The following is a 16,691-nucleotide window of genomic DNA, read 5'->3' as shown; positions in this document are numbered from 1 at the left end:
CGGAGGTTCAGGGGGCTCGCGGCCGTACCGATGTCGATGACCGACCCCGACGGATCCGACCCGACCGCCCGACGCGACGAGGCGGTCCGCGCGCTCGTCGACCGCCAGCCGACCCGCGCCGGCGACCTCTACACGCTGGTCGGCCGCGGCACCCTCGCCGGCCGCGAGGCGGAGGGACACGACAGGGGCGTCCTCGGGAACAGCGCCGGGTACGCGGGATACGGGCTCCGGTACCTCCTGCTCGCGGCGTTCGCGTACCGGGCGGCCGGCGCGGACCGACGCGCCCGACTGCGCGCTCGCGAGGGAAGCGCCGTCGCCGCCGACTACGTGGACGTGGTCGAGACGGACGCCGAGCGCGCCTGCTGGTTCGAGGGGACGGGCGACCTCGCCGCCGCGGCCGGACTGGACGACGCCGGGGCCGACGCGTACGATCGCGCGACGGAACTGTATCGCGACGCCGACGAGTCGGACCCACTGTCCCGGGCGACGGACCCGCTGTTCGAGGCGATCCGGCTCGGCCCCCAACAGGCCGCGCGACACACCGGCCACGACTTCGACTGGGACGACCTCCACGGCCCCGACCCCGACGCGACCGAGTACCTCGCACACCGCTCGCGGTTCAAGCGATCGCGGGTGCCGCGGGTCGCCGAGGCGGTCGCCGACGCCGGGTTCCTCGCCCCGCCGCGCGGAACGACCGAGCACGGGAACGCGGACTACGTCTGTCCCGACTGCGGCCGCTCTGAGGTGAACTGGACCGCGGGGATCGAGATATGTCTCGACTGCGACGTACGAATGCGGGAGGCGTGACGACCACCGGCACCCACGGGGGGAGACTCAGCCCCGAAACGCCCGCGAGATGCGGTCGAGGAGGCCGCCCTCCTCGCCGAGCAGTTCGCGCTCGACGGCGTCGAGTTCGTCCTCGCCGAAGCGATCGTCCGCGCGCGCCTCGATCAGCCAGTCGCGCCACTCCTCGTCGGTGAGGACGCCCCGCGATTCCGGTCCCCATTGTTCGACGAGTTCGTCGCGGTCGGCGAACGGAACGTCCATGTCGCCGCCGCCCCAGTACAGGGGCGCGAGCCTGAATCGGTACTCCGGGTGATCCAGCGGGACGAACCGGTAGGGATAGCCGTTGAAGCTGAACACCGTCCCCGTCTCGACCGTCTCGCCGGTGGGCAACTCGAGCGTCGCCGGCGACTCGCCGGCCTCCTCGGTCATATCCCGTCGAAGGGTCTCGACGGGAATGGGCCTTCCGTCGACGCGCCGTCGACGGGTCGACGCGGTCGGCCGACGACGCGTCCGATCGACGGCAAGGCATCCAACCGACGGCGACGGATACGGGCCGTACGGAGCGCTACTCCGGCGGTCCGGTGGAACCGGTGGCGTCTCCGCCGATGTCGTCGGCGCGCCGCCTCGCCTCCGCGACGACCGCCGGCTTGCCCGCGAAGCGGACCGCGACGGCGTCTCCCTCGTAGCGAACCGTCGCGTCGCCGCGGTCGTGGAGCCACGAGACCAGCGCCTGCGTCTCGCCCGTGTTCGGCAGGTCGAGCCTCGCGGTCGCCGACGGGAGCGCCTCGCACACGGCCGAGCGGAGGTCGTCGACCCCCTCGCCGTCGAGCGCGCTGACGGCTACCGGATCGCGCGTCTCCACGTCGACGCCGCCGAGCGCGTCCGCGACGACCGTCGCGGCGGTCTCTCGTTCGGCGTCGTCCAGCCGGTCGGCCTTGGCGAGGACCGGGATCACGGGCCCGGTCGCGTCGCCCGCGAGCACGCCGACGGTCGTCTCCACCCGCCGCCTGAGTCGGTCCTCGGCGGCGCTCGCGTCGACCACCGCGAGCACCGCGTCGCTCGCTGCGATCTCGTCGAGCGTCGCAGAGAACGACCGCACGAGGTCGTGCGGGAGGTCCGCGACGAGCCCGACGGTGTCGGTGACCAGGACCCGTCGGCCGCCGATCGTCGCCCGTCTCGTCGTCGTCTCCAGCGTCTCGAACAGCCGATCTGCGGTCGTCGCCGTCTCGGGGACGTCGTCGTGGTCGCCGCCGCCGAGGCCGTGTTCGTCGCGTCCGTCGTGTTCGTCTCGTCCGGCATTTCCGTCTCGTCCGTCGTGTTCACCGTGACCGTCGCCGGCCGGACGCTCGCCGTCGTCGACGGACCGCTCCACGTCGAGGTCGTCCGCGAGCCGACGCAGCAGCGTCGACTTCCCGGCGTTCGTGTACCCGGCCACCGCGACCAGATCGAACCCCTCCTCGCGGCGTCGCTCGCGGCGGTCGGCGGCGGCGTCGGTCAGCTCCGCCAGCCTGTTCTCCAACCCGTCGATCCGCCGCTGCACGTCGAGGACGGGCGATCCTTTCTCGGTCGCGGCGTTGAGCAGCGACTCCTCGGTCGCGCGCCGCACCCGCGGAAGCTCGTAGCGCAGCGTCGCCAGCCGCACCTGCGTCGTCGCCGCCGGCGAGCCCGCACCCTCGGCGAATATCTCGAGCACCAGTCGGTAGCGGTCGACGAGCGCCGTCTCCGGCGGGAGCACCTCCAGCAGGTCCGTGTACTGCCCCGGCGTGAGGTCCCCGTCGACGACGACCGCGTCGGCCCCCGCCTCGGCGACGGTCGTCGCGAGGTCGCGCGCCTTCCCGGCACCGAGGTGGTACCGACGGTCCTCCTCGCGCCGCTGTGTCACCTCGCCGACCACTTCGTAGCCGGCGGCGGTGGCGAGCCGCCGGATCTCCGTCGTGTCGGGCGTCGATTCCGCGTCGCGGGCGGCGACCACCGCCGACCCGCCCGTGAGTCTGTCTCGTACGTTCACGTGTGTCGTGGCCGCCGATCGCCCCCCGCCGGGGTGCGAGCCCCGACGACGACCGACCGCGACCGCCTCGCCCCGTCGTCCGTCTCTGCCCGGGAGCAATCGCCCGTCCGCTCCCGCCGCGGCGACCGCCGCGCCCTCGCCGGCGCGACGGTCACTCGGAGGCGATGTGGGTCTTCATTCGTCTTTCCCGTTCGGACGGCGACAAAAGAGTCTTGTCCGGGTGTGGGCCGACGTGGCGTGGAACACGCCGGATCAAAAACTCGAACGAATTCGAGTATAGTTTACGATCGAAATGGAATGTATTATACAAGTTTGTTTCAGAATGAAGCTCGCGATGTCAAACCATAGCAGGCGGCGCGTCCTGAAGGCGTTCGGGGCCGCGGCCGCAGGTGTGTCCCTGGGTGCGGGGTCGGCGACGGCGTCGGCCGCCGACGAACGGTTCCTCGTCAACCTCACCGAGGTTTCCCGAAGCGAAATCCCCGACGACGTGGAGATAATTCACGACCTCTCGAAGGCGGACGTCCTGGTGGCTCGCGGCGACCAGTCGACGGTCGGGAGCGCGGCGGCGACGGCTCCCGACGTCCGGATCGACCGGAGCGACGACGGGAGCGGCGCGGTCGTCGAGGCGGAGGGTCCCCGCGCGTCCGAAAACAGCGCGAGCCACAACCACGACGGCCCGCCGAGCAACTCGGAGTACCAGTGGGACAAGCGCGTCCAGGACCTGAACGCCGATCTCACCGACAAGCCCGGCGGCGGGCGGTCGATCCACGACGTGACGACCGGCGAGGGAACCCGCATCGCCGTCGTCGACTCCGGCGTCTACGACGGCCACCCGGACCTCGAAGGCGTCGTCAACGAGGACCTCTCGACGAACATCACCGGCGACGGCTACGACTTCCGCCCCAACGGCGCGGGCAACCACGGCACGCACGTCGCCGGCACGATCGCGGCGACGAACAGCAATGACGGCCCCGGCGGCGGCGTGCTCGGGACGGCTCCGGACACGGAACTCGTCGCGATCCGGATGTTCTCCGGGCTGCAGGGGTACGCCGGCGACGGCCTCGCGGCGTGGATGTACGCCGCCGAGATCGGCTGTGACGCCATCAACTACAGCGTCGGATACACGGTTTCGGACACCGAGGAGTACCCGGTGCTGCTCGAACTCGAGCAGATCATCAGCCAGGTCGCGACGGAGGTCCGTTCGCAGGGAACGGTCATCGTCAACTCCGCCGGCAACGCCTCCCTCGACATGGACGCGCCGAATCAACTCAGCCTCCCGACGGAGGCGGACGGCGTCTTCGGCGTCGCCGCGACCGGCCCGATCGGCTACGGCTGGGGCGGCAAGCACTCGGACAACGAGGCCAAGTGGCTGACGGGCAACCGACTGGAGGAGCCGACGACCGAGCCCGCGTTCTACACGAACTACGGCAGCGCGGTCGACGTGAGCGCGGCCGGCGGCAACGCCGACCTCGACGCGATCGCGACGAATCCGAACGCGTACAACGACCTCGTGTACTCGACGATCAACACGACCGACGACGACGGGACCGTCACCTCCGGCTACGGCTGGAAGGCCGGCACCTCGATGGCCGCCCCGCAGGTCGCGGGCGCGGTCGCGCTCGTCAGGTCGCTCCGGCCAGACGCCACCCCCGACGAGGTGGAGGGACTCATCCAGGAGACCGCCACGATGCCCGAGGAGGGCGAGCGCTACCACGGGTCGGGTCACCTCGACCTCGAGGCGCTCGTGCGTGCGGCCGGCGGCAACGGAGCCGGAAACGGCGGCAAAGGCAAGGGCAAAGGTAACAGGTAGCGAAACGCCGTCCCGACTTCCCGTCGCCCTCTACCGTTCGTCCGCCTCGATCAGGTAGTGGTCGGCGTCCTGTCGCACCAGCTCCGCCGACTCGCGCATGCTCACGGCGTAGCCCGTCGGCCCGCGCTCGAGTTCGTGGGCCGCGTTCACGCGCACGAGGTTGCCGATCACCTGCGCAGTCGGGGGCTTTTGTGCTGCGCCGCAGTCGTACACCGTGAGCAGTTCGTTGCCGTCGTCGGTCTCGTAGACGATGACGCGCGCGTGGGGCGCGAGTCGCCAGCGGTCCTCGCCGCTGGGCGGGAGCTTCACAGTCACGGCGATCGCTCCGGGTTGAGGCCCGCGGTCGCCTCGATCTCGGCGACCACCTCGACGAGTTCCTGTTCGTCGGCGTGGTCGCCGTACACTTGTCTGACCAGCCTATCGAGCGCGTAGGCGTACTCCCCCTCGCTGCGGTGGTCGACGAACCCCGCCCGCCGGAGCACCTTGTTCCGGGCGTACGCGTACGTCCGGTCGCCCGACCCGTCGGCCGCCAGGTGCGCCTCGATCGGCGTCGCCCGCCCGGCGCGACGATAGGCCGCGAGCATCCCGCGGGTCACCGCCTCCAGCGACTCGATCGCCCGGATGAACCCCGCGACGACCGCCTCGCGGTGCCGGAGTTCGTCGCTCGCGAGGAACGCCGCGGCGTCCTCGTGCTCGGCGAACCCCGAGCGCGAGCGCGCCGGAGAGATGTCGACACCGTCCGTCGGCGGCACCGCCTCGCGGACGACGCCGTCCGTCGCGCTGGATGTCGTCGTAGCGTCGTCCGTCGATCTCCTCTCGTCCCCGCCGGCGTCACCCGCCGCCGTCTCGGTCGCTGGCGACTCCGATGGCTTCGCATCGCCCCCGGCCTCGACCCCGTTCGCGTCGGCGCTGGCGGCTCCAGCCGTCTCCGTGCCGGCGGCCCCGTTCTCGCGCGCGTCGCCGGCGGCGACGGCCCGCACGGCGTCACCGTCCGCCTCGTAGTCGTGGAGCTCGGCCTGGTCGTCGGTGAGGCGTTCCCCGAACGCCGCGTCGCCGTCGCGGCGCTGGGGCTCAGGGGCGGAGTCGCTCTCGGGTGTCGCCGACGCGGACGACGCTCCCGCGGTTCCCGCCCCGCGTCCGCGACCGGTTCCTCCGCGGTACGGCGCGTCGGCCTTCTGCAGCAGCGCCTGGGCGAAGGTGTCCGCCATCTCCGACATGTCGCGCGCCTCCTCCAGTTCGCGTTCGAGCTGGGTGATCCGCTGTTTCTTCTTGTCGAGTTCCTGCCGGAGGTCCGCGAGTTCGGACTCCGTGCGCTCGCGCTCGTCGGTGATCGTCTGCAGTTCGGAGACGAGGTCGCCGGAGACGGACTTGAGGTCGGGGCGCTCGAAGTCGTCGAGACCCGGCGTCGCGCCGGCGTCGAACGTCTGCTTGCGGTGGAACTGCACCCGTCTGATCGACTCGGCCCAGTCGGTCATCAAGAACGCCTCGCCGTCGTCCATGTCCTCGATGGCCTCGCCGTACTCGCTGCCGAGGATGCGCGAGACGACCTTCGTGTCGTTGTCCCAGGTGAGCCGGTGCCAGCAGAGCCAGTCGCATTGGGTGATGAAGTCCTTCTTCACGTCGGCCGGACGCTGGGAGATGCCGACGATCCCGAGGCCGTGCTTGCGCCCGCGCTTGCCGATCTTGATCAGCGTCTTGCCCGTCTTGTCCATCCCCGCGCCCTCGGGGATGTACTCGTGGCACTCCTCCACGAGCATCAGGAACGGCTTCTTCAGCTTCTTCTCCTTGGCGAACAGCTGTCTGGCCGTCTCGCGGATCAGCTCGGACGCCTCGTCCTCGTCGAGGTAGCCGGAGACGTCGAGGATGATCGGGACGTTCTCCTCTAAGGCGAGGGAGGCGATCTTGCCGGCGTGCTCGGCCGAGACCTGGATGTCGCACTCCTCGTCCGCGCCGACGTGGAGGATCTCGAACTCCTCTTTCAGCCCGTAGTACTCGCCGTCGCTGTCGACGATCAGCACCGGGAAGCTGTTCTCGAGGAGCTTCTCGATGACCACCGAGGCGGTGTTACTTTTTCCCGAGCCGCTTTTCCCAGTAATGAATCCTCTGCCGGTCAGGATCTCGACCACCGGGAGCGAGATGGGCGTGCCCGCCGACAGGCCGGACTCGCCGCCGGTCCCGTCGCTCACGTCCGCGACGGTGATGGTCTCGTCGCTCATTACCGACACCTGGCTCGCGACCGGGCTTAAACCTCTGCCGTCGCGTCCGACGCGCGTCTGACGTCCGCCGGCCCGCGGTCGCGACGACGTACTCCTTTTCACCCCCGATCCGGACACCGTGATCCGGGCCGGCGGCACGCTCCTCGTCGCCGGATCTCGGCGGCGCTCCCGTGGGGGCTGGGCGACGCGTGACGACGCGCCCGGCACACGTGCGGGATGGACTTACGTCCCGGGCGGGTGATTCCGATCCATGGACACGAACCTCGAACTCCACGCGGCCGACGCGACCGGCTGGCGCGCCGGCATGTACGACGACATCCGAGCGACGTTCCGCGCGCCGGTCGTCAACTGGATCTGGCGGACGGCGACGGCGAACCACCCGGACCTGACCCGCTATCTGTGGGGACAGGTGAAGCCCGCCTTCGGGACGCGCGCGTTCGCGGAGGCGTCGGTCGCCTACCGCGACGCGGTGCTGTCGGCCGTCGACTGCCCCCGGTACCGCCCCGGCGCTCTCGACCTCGCACCCGCCGAGGTACGGGAGCTTCGGGGGCAGATCGCCACCTTCGACGCCGTCGCCCCGCGGCTCGCGGTGCTGTTCGAGCTGGTCGACCGAGCGACGAACGGCGGCGACGTAGGGAGCGGCGTTCCCGACGACCGGGCGGCGACCGAGCCGTATCCAGCCGGTCTCGACGCCGACCGCGGGCTCGACCCCTCGATGGTCGCCGTCGACGCCGTCCCCGAGGGGGCCGCCGACGCGGTCGCGGGAATCCGGGCGTTCCACGGCTTCGACGACGACAGCCTCCCGAGCGTCTACCGCTGTCTCGCGCAATGGCCCGGCTTCCTCTCGCGGCTCTGGACCGCTCTGGAGCCCGAACTGCGATCCGACGACTTCGACGCCGCCGTCGCCGACGCGGGCAGTGTCGTCGACGAGTACGTCGGGGGACTGGCGTATCGCCCCGCTCTCTCGCGGGAGGCAGTCGTCGCCGCCGGCTTCGACGGCGACGCGTTCGACGACATCGCGGGGCTGTTCGCGCAGTTCAACGGCGGCCCCGTCGAGACGGTGATCCCGGCGCTGCCGGTGTTCGCGGAGTCGGTCGGCGCGTCCGGGCCGCGCCGGCCGTAGCCGGATCAGGACGCCGCACGGACCGCCTCGACAGCCTCGTGCCACTTCTTCGCGACCTCGTCGACGCGGTCCTTCTTGTCCTCGACGTCCTGCTGGTCGCGGAGCCAGTACAGGTCCGTGTAGAAGGCGACCAGCGCCTCGACCTCGTCGTCCGTCAGGTGCCCCACGCGGTCGGCGTTGTTCTCGTACACCTGCGGGGGCTCGACGCTCGCGGCGAGCGCCTCGTAGCGCCCCTCCTCGGCCAGGTCGGCCACGTACGACAGCGCCTCCAGTTCGGTTCGGAACGCGAGCCGGAGGTGGTCCGTCTCGGCGCGTCGGCGGCGGCGGAACACGAAGTACGACCCCGCGGCCGTTGCCACAGCGCCGACGAGGCTCCCGAGCACCAGTCCGGTCGCGACGCCTGCCATGTCCGATCCGTGTCGTCCGTGCCCGAAAGGTCCGTCGCCGACCGGCGGCGCGTCGCCCCCGGCGCTGGCCTTACTCGAACTCGCCGAGGTCGACCTGTCCCCGTCGCCCCCGGCGCTCGCGCTCGGCGTCGTGGTCCGCGTCGGTCCACTCGTCGAGCGTCGCGTCGCCGTCGGCCGATCGACGCGTCACACCGCCGGCGTTGCCGTCCGTGTTCGTGGTCGAGATCGCGTCGGCGTCGCCGCCGGTGTCGCCCTCGTAGCCGCCGAGCGTCGCCTGGTCAGCTTCGGCGAAGGAGAGCTTCGACACCCGGACGCCGAGCTTTCTGACCGCCTCGCCCTCGAACTCCTCGAGCAGGTCGAGCGCCACCTCCTCGACGAGGTCGGGGTCGTCGACCGGCCCCGACAGCGAGTCGGCGCGCGTGTTCACGTCGAACGGGGGGCGCACCACCTTCACGCCGATGGTGCGGTACATCGCCTCCCGCGAGCGCGCCCGGTCGGCCACGTCCGCCGCGAGCGCGCGGACCCTCTCTCGCTTCGCCTCGTCGTCGTCGGTCGCCTCGGCGAAGGCCGACTCCCGCGAGAGCGACTTCGGGCGGCCGGTGGGCGTCACCTCGCGGTCGTCCCGGCCGTTCGCGCGCTCGTGGAACTCCCGCCCGCGCGACCCGAACCGCGCCTCCAGTTCCGTCGGGTCCGCGTCCGCGAGGTCGCCGGCGGTCTCGATCCCCATCCCCGCGAGGTCGCTCGCGGTGACGGGACCGACGCCGTGGATGTCCGAGACGGGAAGCGGCGCGAGGAACTCGGCCGCTTCGCCCGGCCGGACGACGGTCAGCCCCTCGGGCTTGTCGTGATCGGACGCGACCTTCGCGGTCGCCATGTTCGGCGCGACGCCGACGCTGGCGGGCACGCCCGCCTCGCGCTCGATGCGCTGGCGGACGTGTCGAGCGAACCCTTCGGCGAGGGTCCGGTCGTCCCCTCGATCGTCGTCGTCGTCGCCGTCGCTGTCGCCGACGGTCGCCCACGACGTCCGGTCGGTCACGTCGAGGTACGCCTCGTCGATGCTCACCTCCCGGACCGTGTCGGCCAGATCGTGCAGGACCGCCTTCACGTCGGCGGCGACCTCCTTGTAGAACTCCATGTCGACCGGGCGGTAGTGGCCGGCCGCCTCCGGGTCGGGCGCGTCCGGGTCGTCGGGGTCGGCGTCCGCGACGCGGGGGAGTCGATCCAGCGCCTCCGAGATGGGCTGTGCCGACTCGACGCCGAACGCGCGGGCCTCGTAGCTCGCGGTCGCGACCGCGCCGATCGTGTCCCCGGGCTCGTACCCCATGCCGACCACGACCGGCTCCTCCGCGAGGACGGGCTCCTTCAGGCGCTCGCAGGAGGCGTAAAAGCAGTCCATGTCGACGTGCAACACGACGCGGCCCCCCCGCTGGTCGTCGGTCGGCGCACCGGGGAGCCGCTCGTCCATGTCGACACCTGAGGACCGGAGTGCCCAAAACCTTCGCCACGCGCGGCGGAAGTGAACGGCGTTCTCGACGCGGTCGAAAAAACGCGTGACAGGGTGCCCCTACTGGTCGTTCATCCGCGTGGCGGACTCGTGCCCGCAGGCACCACAGGTCGCCACCCGGTACGGCTCCCGGGAGAACGCCTTGTTCTGCCCTGATCCCTCCGTTCGGATCTCCACGGACACGTCGTGGGGGGTTTCCGCACCGCACCGCTCGCACGCCTCGGTGAGTGTACCCTCGTCGTGTAGCGCGTGAGACACGGGATTCACCCTGTCGGACGCGATGCCGGGAGGATAGTTAGTGATCGGGGGTTCCCGTCGCTCCGTCGCTTCACCGCCCCGTCCGCCAAGTCACCCCGTCGTCCCGCTGCTCTTGTCCCGTTGCCCCGTTGCTTGGGAGATACCGCCCTCGTGTTACTTGAGCCGCTCCTGCAGTACCGACGGGTGAGCGGCGGTGACGCCGTCGATGCCGCCGATCTCCTCCGAGATGACATCGCCCAGTTCGTCGCCGTCGGACGCGCGGACCTCGGCCATGAACATGTGGTCGCCGGAGGACGTGTACAGCGAGACGACGGAGTCCAACTCTCTCAGGGCGCGCGTTGCTTCCACGTAGCGCTCGCTGTCGACCTCGATACCGACGAGCGCGATCGTCTGCCCCGAGAGCTTCTTCGGGTCGATCTCCGCGGAGTAGCCGACGATGACGCCCTCGTCTTCCAGTTGGTTGATGTATTTGCGGACGGTCGGCTTGGAGACGCCGGCGCGGTCGGCGATCTCGGCGTAGGAGGCCTGCGCATCCTCCTCGAGCGCTTCGAGGATGCGATCGGCCGTAGAGGTCGTGCTCATTACAGGGATATTTCGCGCCGTCGAAAAAATACCTTGCGAAGAAGAAAACGCGATTGTCACCGCCCGGATCGCCGCCGGACGCGGCGGCGAGCTACCGACGATACTGCCGAATTCGGGGGGTATCGGCCGTCTCGCCGGCCGTAACCCCCGTCTGGCTCACTTGTGCTTGTCGATGAACCGGTCGTACGAGCGCTCCCACTCGTAGTCGCCGTCGAAGTAGCGCTCGGCGAGCGGTTCGTCGGGCATCTCGCCGATCTGCTGTTTCTCCTCCTGGTAGGAGGGCCGATCGTCCTCGCGGTAGTAGACGCCCGTCAGGACTTCGCCCTCGTACAGTTTGTCCTCGGTCTCGCGCATGAGCTCCTGGGCGTCGGCGCGATTCGTCGGATCGAAGTCGTAGTCGTCGGACTCGTTGATGTCCGTGTAGGGGACGTACTGTTTCGCGTCCTTGTTCCACGTCGGACACTGCGTCAGGAAGTCGATGTGCGCGAACCCGTCGTGCTCCATCGCCTCCTTGAGGATGCGCTGGGCCTGGTTCGGGTTGACCGCGGCCGTCCGGGCGACGAACGACGCGCCCGAGGTCAGCGACAGCGACAGGGGTCGGATCGGCGTCTTCGCCGAGCCGTGGGGCTGGGTCTTCGACTTGTGCCCCTTCGGACTGGTCGGGGAGGTCTGTCCCTTCGTCAGGCCGAAGATCTCGTTGTTGAACACGATATACGTCATATCGTGGTTCTCCCGGGCGGTGTGCATGAAGTGGTTCCCGCCGATCCCGTAGCCGTCGCCGTCGCCGCCGGCGGCGACGACCTCGACGTCGGGGTTGGCGAGCTTCGCCGCGCGGGCGACGGGCAGCGAGCGGCCGTGGATCGTGTGGAATCCGTAGCTGTCGAGGTAGCTGTTCAGCTTACCCGAGCAGCCGATTCCGGTCACGAGAAGCGTCTCTTCGGGCGTGCGGCCGACCTCCGGCAGCGCGCCCTTCAGCGCCTTCAGGACGCCGAAGTCGCCACAGCCTGGACACCACGTCGGCTGCGGTTCGATCTCGGGCGTGTACTCGTTGCGGTCGATCTCTCGTTCCTCGCCGATTGCACTGAATGCGCTCATTGTCAGTCACCTGCCGCGGGCACGAACTTCGTCTCGTTGCCGGGGAGCTCCCCGTCGTCGACGATCTTCGTGGTGAACCCTTCGACGATCTCCGCCGGCTCGAAGGGGTTGCCGTTGTACTTCAGCAGCGAGGAGAGCATCTCCCCGTGCGTGCCGAGCTCCTTCTGGGTCAGGCCGCGGAACTGCGCCGAGGCGTTCATCTCGACGACCAGCGCCTCGTCGACGGAGTCGAGGAACGCGCGGACCGCGTCGGCCGGGTACGGCGCGAGTTCGGCGACGGTCAGCGCCTTCACCGAGTGGCCGTCCTCGTTGAGTCGGTCGACCGCCTCCTCGACGGTCCCCTGCTGGGAGCCGAAGGTGAGGACGCCGTACTCGGCCTCCTCGGGGCCGTGCTCGACGAGCAGTCCGTCGCCGTCGAGGTCCTCGCGGATGGCGTCGAGCTTGCGCTGACGACGGTCCATCTGCGCGACCCGGTTGTCCGGGTCCTCGCTGATGTGGCCGGCCGGGTTGTGCTCGTTGCCGGTCGCGAGGTAGCGGCCGGCCTTCTGGCCGGGCACCGAGCGCGGCGAGACGCCGTTCTCGCCCTCGTGCTGGAAGCGGTGGAACTTGCCGTCGGCCGTGTGGGGCTGGTCGGCCAGTTCCTCCTCGGTGAGCGTCGCACCGATGTCCGGGTTCGGCTCGCGGTCGAAGTGCGAGGCCGGGACGTTCGTCAGCTCTCCCGACAGCTTCTGGTCGTAGACGATCATCGTCGGGATCTGGTACTCGTAGGCGAGCTGGAACGCCCGCCGAGACGCCTCGTACGCCTCGGCGACGGTGCCGGGCGCGAGCACGACGCGCTGGGAGTCGCCCTGCGACGTGTACAGGACGTGCTCGAGGTCGGCCTGTTCGGGCTTGGTGGGCATCCCCGTCGACGGGCCGGCGCGCATGGCCTCGATGAGCACCAGCGGCGTCTCGGTCATCTCCGCGAGGCCGAGCGGCTCGCCCATCAGGGCGAACCCGCCGCCGGAGGAGCCGGACATCGCCTTGACGCCCATGTGGGAAGCGCCGATGGCGAGCGCGGCCGCGGCGATCTCGTCTTCGACCTGCTCGGAGATCCCGCCCAGTTCGGGCAGGTTCTGGCTCATGATCGTGAACACCTCGGTCCACGGCGTCATGGGGTAGCCCGCGATGAAGCGACAGCCCTCGTCGATCGCGCCGTAGGCGATGGCGTCGGAGCCGGACATCAGGACCTGCTCTTCGTCGTGTTCGCCCGTCGGGACGGACACGTCGGGCGCGTCCACGTCGTACTCCTCGCGGACGAGATCGGACGCCGTCTCCATGATCTCGACGTTCGGCTCGAGGATCTTCTCGGGCATCGCGTCGCGCATCAACTCCTCGATGGCGTCGAGCGGGATGCCGGTGATCGCGCAGGTGACGCCGACGCCGGCGGTGTTTCGCATGACCTCGCGACCCTGATCGCGGGCGAGCGACCGGAGGTCGATGTCGTACACGTGCCAGTCGTTCTCCTCGACGCGCTCGTCGAAGTCCGGGATCTCGGAGGGGTCGAGCAGGCCGGAGTCGTAGACGATGACCCCGCCTTCTCGGAGTTCGTCGAGGTTCTCCGAGAGCGGTTTGACCTCCTCGTTTCCGTAGTAGGCCTCCTCCTGGGGGTTGCGGGCGAACGAGTCGCCGAGCGCCAGCAGGAAGTTGTAGCCGTCCCCGCGTGACTTGACGGGATCGGCGGAGGCGCGTACCTCGACGTAGGTGTGGCCACCCCGGATGCGCGAGGGGTAGTGACGATGCGTGAATACGTGGAGCCCCGACCGCATCAGGGCCTTGGCGAAGTTCTGACTGGTCGAGGCGATACCGTCCCCCGACCCGCCAGCGATCCGCCAGATGAGTTCGTCGTCGGACATAAGTACTGATCGGCCCTCCGATGGGCAGTAGTTGGCAGTTGTTCTGCCCGGGACAAATGCCTTGCTATGGGTTCGCAAAGGGTCGATCGTGAGGGTTTCGGAATCCGAGTGGTCGCGGGCGAACCGACGATACGGATCGGAGGCGGTATCGAGACGAGGATAGGACCGAACGGGTCGCCGGACACAAATTTTAAAGAAAATTCTATAATTTTATATTGTAATTGTCTACAACTCTCGTCACGTATGAGACTCATCCCGGTCGCGCTCGCCCTCGCTCTCGTGGTGGCGGGCGTGCCGCCGGCGGTCGGAGACTCCGTGCCGGCGAACGATCCGCCGCTCGCGGACGCCGGCCTCGATCAGCGCGTCGAACACGGAGCCACGGTGTGGCTCGACGGGGGTGGCTCGCTCGACCCCGACGGTCGGCTCGTCGCTCACGAGTGGTCGATCCGGACGCCCGACGGAACGACGACGACTCCGGCGGACCCGACCGCACCGTCGACCACCTTCATCGCCGACGGCGTCGGTCGGTACGAGGTCACGCTGACCGTTACTGACGACGATGGTGCCTCTCGAAGTGACACGCTGTACGTCGACGTTCTCGCCGCCGAATCCGACGAGGATACCGGATCCGATCCCTCGACGGAGCCGAACTCGACCCCGAGTGAGCCCCGAAACGAACCCCCGACCGGCCGGATCGGCGGACCGGACACCGTAGTCAGCGGGGAGTCCGCGACGTTCACGGCGAACGTGTACGATCCCGACGGGGAGATCGTGTCGTACGCGTGGTCGGACGGGCGGTCGAGTCGCGAGGTCCACCGTACCGTCGATCTTCCCGCGGGCGAGACGTTCGCCTTCAGCGTCCGCGTTACCGACGACGACGGCGCGACCGCCACGTTCAGGAAGTCTGTTCGCGTTCGCGCGGCCGACTCGACCGACGGCACCGATGACGGATCGGGGACCGTCGATCCGGCGAACCAGGAACCGACTGCCAGGATCGAGGGGCCGGACCGCGTCGCGTCCGGACACGAAGCGACGTTCGTCCTTCGAGGCGACGACCCCGACGGAACCGTCGTTCGACGACTGTGGCCCGATCGCTCCGAGACGGGTGCGGTCGTCGAATGTGGCTTCTCGGAGATCGGGACCTACACTCTTCGCGGCGTCGTCGTCGACGACGAGGGTGCGCGAACGACTGCGACGAAGACCGTCGAAGTGTACGACGAGGGTCCGCCGGTGGTTTCGATCGAGGGACCGGACACGGCGACTGTGGGAAGCACACAGGAGTACACGCTGGAGGCGTACGATCCGGACGGCGGAGAGTTGACGATCAGTTGGGATCCGGGACAGACGCAGTTGGAGCGAGAAGCGAATCGGTTCGTGAATAACGTCGGGATCGACGGGATGCTCGGGGACACGGTGGAAGTCTCGGCGACGGTTACGGACGACGAGGGGAACACCGTGACCGCGGTGAAGGAGACAAAAGTTATCGATTCGATCGAATCCCTCCCTGGTGGATCGGTTCCAAAAATCTCTCCAATTAGGTCTGCGTACGACCCAGATTCCAGTACGCAGACATCAGGAACTGACTCTGTTGAACTCGGAACCTACGAATTCCTCGCCACAATCACTCATGAAGAGCAGAAGATCGTCCGTGCAACGTGGCGAGTAAACGATACCGATCCCGCGGTTGTCGTTGATACACTCGGTCGGTTCTCCGGCGATCGAGAGACAGAGATCCGTCACATGTTCGTCTCTGAGCGCGGCGGCAAGGTCACGAGGGAAGTTTCGCTCTCGGCTGTTGATGCAGATGGTGACCAAGGCGAACAGAAGTGGATAAGCCGCGTCCATTCAGTACAGACACATGACCATATCGTGTTTCACGCGACGGAGTCTGGGGGGACCTCGCAGGAAGGCAGTCTCGAGATCGAACCAGGAGAACGTGTCGTTTTCACAGTCGGGTCGCATCAGAACTACCGGCTCGTTTTTGGTGACGGATCCATCACTCGCGGTTCAGGGACACCAGCCGGCGTGAATGTCGATATATCTCATACGTACTCCGATCCTGGAACGTACAAGGCGAGACTGATCTCGACACAAGGCCCGAACGGTGAGGCGTTGAAAACGGTCGACATCAACGTTCGACCAAAGACCTACACGGAGTACTGGTACGAGACCACCAGTAATACAATTGAACGTGTCATATCCAATGAACAACCTACAGGAGAAGGCTGGTTCAAGAGATCGGTCCACGACTCCGGGACGTACTTCACAGGACGAACAGTATCTGTAAGGGCCGATGCTGGACGGCCATCGACGCTCGGGGACAACTGGGTATCGACGGGGACAAGCGTTGAGCAGCGATCTCGCCGGATCACTCGCGTCAGGCAGTCGGATCCGGACGGAGCAGGAGACGACTGGCAGCTCGTGGAACGGAACGTTCGGACCGAGGAACGGACGTACTACGAAGACAAATATCGGTGGCTTTCGAGCAAGTATCAGCGCCCGGGATGGAGCTATACTGGTGAAACTAGAACCGAGCGTGTGGTCGTCGGCGACGGCCATGATCACGACCGTGAGCGACACACCCGAACCACGAGGACGTGCACGAACTGGGATCTCAATCCGAGTCCGTACGGCGGGTTCTCACGGGAGTGCTCCAACTGGAGATACGACACCGAGGTCTGGTACACCGGCCACGACCATAGTGGCTACACCTACTACGACACCGACTACCTGTACCTGACTGAAGTCGAACGGACCCGGACAGTTCACTACCACGAGTACGCGAGCGAGCGCGAATTCACCGTCACCATGGAATCCTTTGCGGAAACGGAATCCTGGACTGAATGGCTGTGGGAGCGTGAAGGACGTACCGTGAGAACGGAGCACTCACTCAAGAAGCCAGAGACTGGTTCGTATATCTCAGGGACCCTTCGGACAGTCGAAGTTCGGTGTGGATCGGATAAAAGTCACCACGACACAGTCATGTGCTAATAGTTAGATGCAAATA

Annotated in this window: 13 protein-coding genes; 4 read left to right on the top strand and 9 right to left on the bottom strand. The window is 68.2% G+C overall.

What is annotated here, in order from left to right; translation table 11 throughout:
* Positions 1–36: 36 nt before the first annotated feature.
* The gene (locus Hbl1158_RS10895) at positions 37–807 is read left to right on the top strand and encodes a hypothetical protein (RefSeq protein WP_234297278.1); all 771 of its coding nucleotides are present in this window, start codon (positions 37–39) and stop codon (positions 805–807) included.
* A gap of 27 nt (positions 808–834) precedes the next feature.
* Here the strand turns inward: Hbl1158_RS10895 and Hbl1158_RS10890 are convergent, their stop codons facing one another.
* Positions 835–1,215, bottom strand: a complete 381-nt coding sequence (locus Hbl1158_RS10890) for a hypothetical protein (RefSeq protein WP_234297277.1) — start codon at positions 1,213–1,215, stop codon at positions 835–837.
* Between the two features lie 136 nt (positions 1,216–1,351).
* Positions 1,352–2,794, bottom strand: a complete 1,443-nt coding sequence (locus Hbl1158_RS10885; RefSeq protein ID WP_234297276.1) for a GTPase — start codon at positions 2,792–2,794, stop codon at positions 1,352–1,354.
* 334 nt (positions 2,795–3,128) lie between these two features.
* Here Hbl1158_RS10885 and Hbl1158_RS10880 point away from each other — a divergent pair, with 334 nt between their 5' ends.
* On the top strand, positions 3,129–4,604 hold the full coding sequence (locus Hbl1158_RS10880; RefSeq protein ID WP_234297275.1) for a S8 family serine peptidase: 1,476 nt from the start codon (positions 3,129–3,131) through the stop codon (positions 4,602–4,604).
* 30 nt (positions 4,605–4,634) lie between these two features.
* On the opposite strand, the gene Hbl1158_RS10875 is transcribed toward Hbl1158_RS10880, so the two are convergent.
* Together Hbl1158_RS10875 and Hbl1158_RS10870 are read right to left on the bottom strand one after the other, a co-directional pair.
* Positions 4,635–4,919: a hypothetical protein gene (locus Hbl1158_RS10875; RefSeq protein WP_234297274.1), complete on the bottom strand. Its 285-nt coding sequence runs from the start codon at positions 4,917–4,919 to the stop codon at positions 4,635–4,637.
* Positions 4,916–6,820, bottom strand: coding sequence for a DUF87 domain-containing protein (locus Hbl1158_RS10870; protein WP_234297273.1), 1,905 nt, complete (start codon positions 6,818–6,820; stop codon positions 4,916–4,918). The genes Hbl1158_RS10875 and Hbl1158_RS10870 overlap by 4 nt, the downstream gene beginning before the upstream one ends.
* Positions 6,821–7,070: 250 nt before the next feature.
* Between Hbl1158_RS10870 and Hbl1158_RS10865 the strand changes: the two genes are divergently transcribed.
* Positions 7,071–7,943 (top strand): halocarboxylic acid dehydrogenase DehI family protein, encoded by an 873-nt coding sequence (locus Hbl1158_RS10865; RefSeq protein WP_234297272.1) that lies wholly within the window; start codon positions 7,071–7,073, stop codon positions 7,941–7,943.
* Positions 7,944–7,948: 5 nt separating this feature from the next.
* Here Hbl1158_RS10865 and Hbl1158_RS10860 read toward each other — a convergent pair whose 3' ends face one another.
* The 5 genes from Hbl1158_RS10860 to Hbl1158_RS10840 all read right to left on the bottom strand — a co-directional run bounded on the left by Hbl1158_RS10860 (position 7,949) and on the right by Hbl1158_RS10840 (position 13,684).
* The gene (locus Hbl1158_RS10860; protein WP_234297271.1) at positions 7,949–8,350 is read right to left on the bottom strand and encodes a hypothetical protein; all 402 of its coding nucleotides are present in this window, start codon (positions 8,348–8,350) and stop codon (positions 7,949–7,951) included.
* A gap of 70 nt (positions 8,351–8,420) precedes the next feature.
* Positions 8,421–9,815, bottom strand: a complete 1,395-nt coding sequence (gene dinB, locus Hbl1158_RS10855) for a DNA polymerase IV (protein ID WP_234297270.1) — start codon at positions 9,813–9,815, stop codon at positions 8,421–8,423.
* 450 nt (positions 9,816–10,265) lie between these two features.
* On the bottom strand, positions 10,266–10,694 hold the full coding sequence (gene lrpA1 / locus Hbl1158_RS10850; RefSeq protein WP_234297269.1) for an HTH-type transcriptional regulator LrpA1: 429 nt from the start codon (positions 10,692–10,694) through the stop codon (positions 10,266–10,268).
* 156 nt (positions 10,695–10,850) lie between these two features.
* Entirely contained in the window at positions 10,851–11,789 is a 939-nt protein-coding gene (locus tag Hbl1158_RS10845) for a thiamine pyrophosphate-dependent enzyme (protein WP_234297268.1), read from the bottom strand.
* 2 nt (positions 11,790–11,791) lie between these two features.
* Complete coding sequence (locus Hbl1158_RS10840) at positions 11,792–13,684, bottom strand: 2-oxoacid:acceptor oxidoreductase subunit alpha (RefSeq protein WP_234297267.1); 1,893 nt, start codon at positions 13,682–13,684, stop codon at positions 11,792–11,794.
* Between the two features lie 243 nt (positions 13,685–13,927).
* Here Hbl1158_RS10840 and Hbl1158_RS10835 point away from each other — a divergent pair, with 243 nt between their 5' ends.
* Complete coding sequence (locus Hbl1158_RS10835) at positions 13,928–16,675, top strand: PKD domain-containing protein (protein WP_234297266.1); 2,748 nt, start codon at positions 13,928–13,930, stop codon at positions 16,673–16,675.
* The last annotated feature ends 16 nt before the right edge of the window (positions 16,676–16,691 follow it).

Source organism: Halobaculum sp. CBA1158 (genome assembly GCF_021431925.1).
GTDB lineage: Archaea > Halobacteriota > Halobacteria > Halobacteriales > Haloferacaceae > Halobaculum.
This window is presented reverse-complemented; position numbering and strand designations above follow the sequence as displayed.

Coding starts and splice junctions, on each gene's coding strand:
- Hbl1158_RS10895 (WP_234297278.1), top strand. CDS start 37: ATGACCGACCCCGACGGATCCGACCCGACCGCCCGACGCGACGAGGCG.
- Hbl1158_RS10890 (WP_234297277.1), bottom strand. CDS start 1,215: ATGACCGAGGAGGCCGGCGAGTCGCCGGCGACGCTCGAGTTGCCCACC.
- Hbl1158_RS10880 (WP_234297275.1), top strand. CDS start 3,129: ATGTCAAACCATAGCAGGCGGCGCGTCCTGAAGGCGTTCGGGGCCGCG.
- Hbl1158_RS10870 (WP_234297273.1), bottom strand. CDS start 6,820: ATGAGCGACGAGACCATCACCGTCGCGGACGTGAGCGACGGGACCGGC.
- Hbl1158_RS10865 (WP_234297272.1), top strand. CDS start 7,071: ATGGACACGAACCTCGAACTCCACGCGGCCGACGCGACCGGCTGGCGC.
- Hbl1158_RS10860 (WP_234297271.1), bottom strand. CDS start 8,350: ATGGCAGGCGTCGCGACCGGACTGGTGCTCGGGAGCCTCGTCGGCGCT.
- dinB (WP_234297270.1), bottom strand. CDS start 9,815: ATGGACGAGCGGCTCCCCGGTGCGCCGACCGACGACCAGCGGGGGGGC.
- lrpA1 (WP_234297269.1), bottom strand. CDS start 10,694: ATGAGCACGACCTCTACGGCCGATCGCATCCTCGAAGCGCTCGAGGAG.
- Hbl1158_RS10845 (WP_234297268.1), bottom strand. CDS start 11,789: ATGAGCGCATTCAGTGCAATCGGCGAGGAACGAGAGATCGACCGCAAC.
- Hbl1158_RS10840 (WP_234297267.1), bottom strand. CDS start 13,684: ATGTCCGACGACGAACTCATCTGGCGGATCGCTGGCGGGTCGGGGGAC.
- Hbl1158_RS10835 (WP_234297266.1), top strand. CDS start 13,928: ATGAGACTCATCCCGGTCGCGCTCGCCCTCGCTCTCGTGGTGGCGGGC.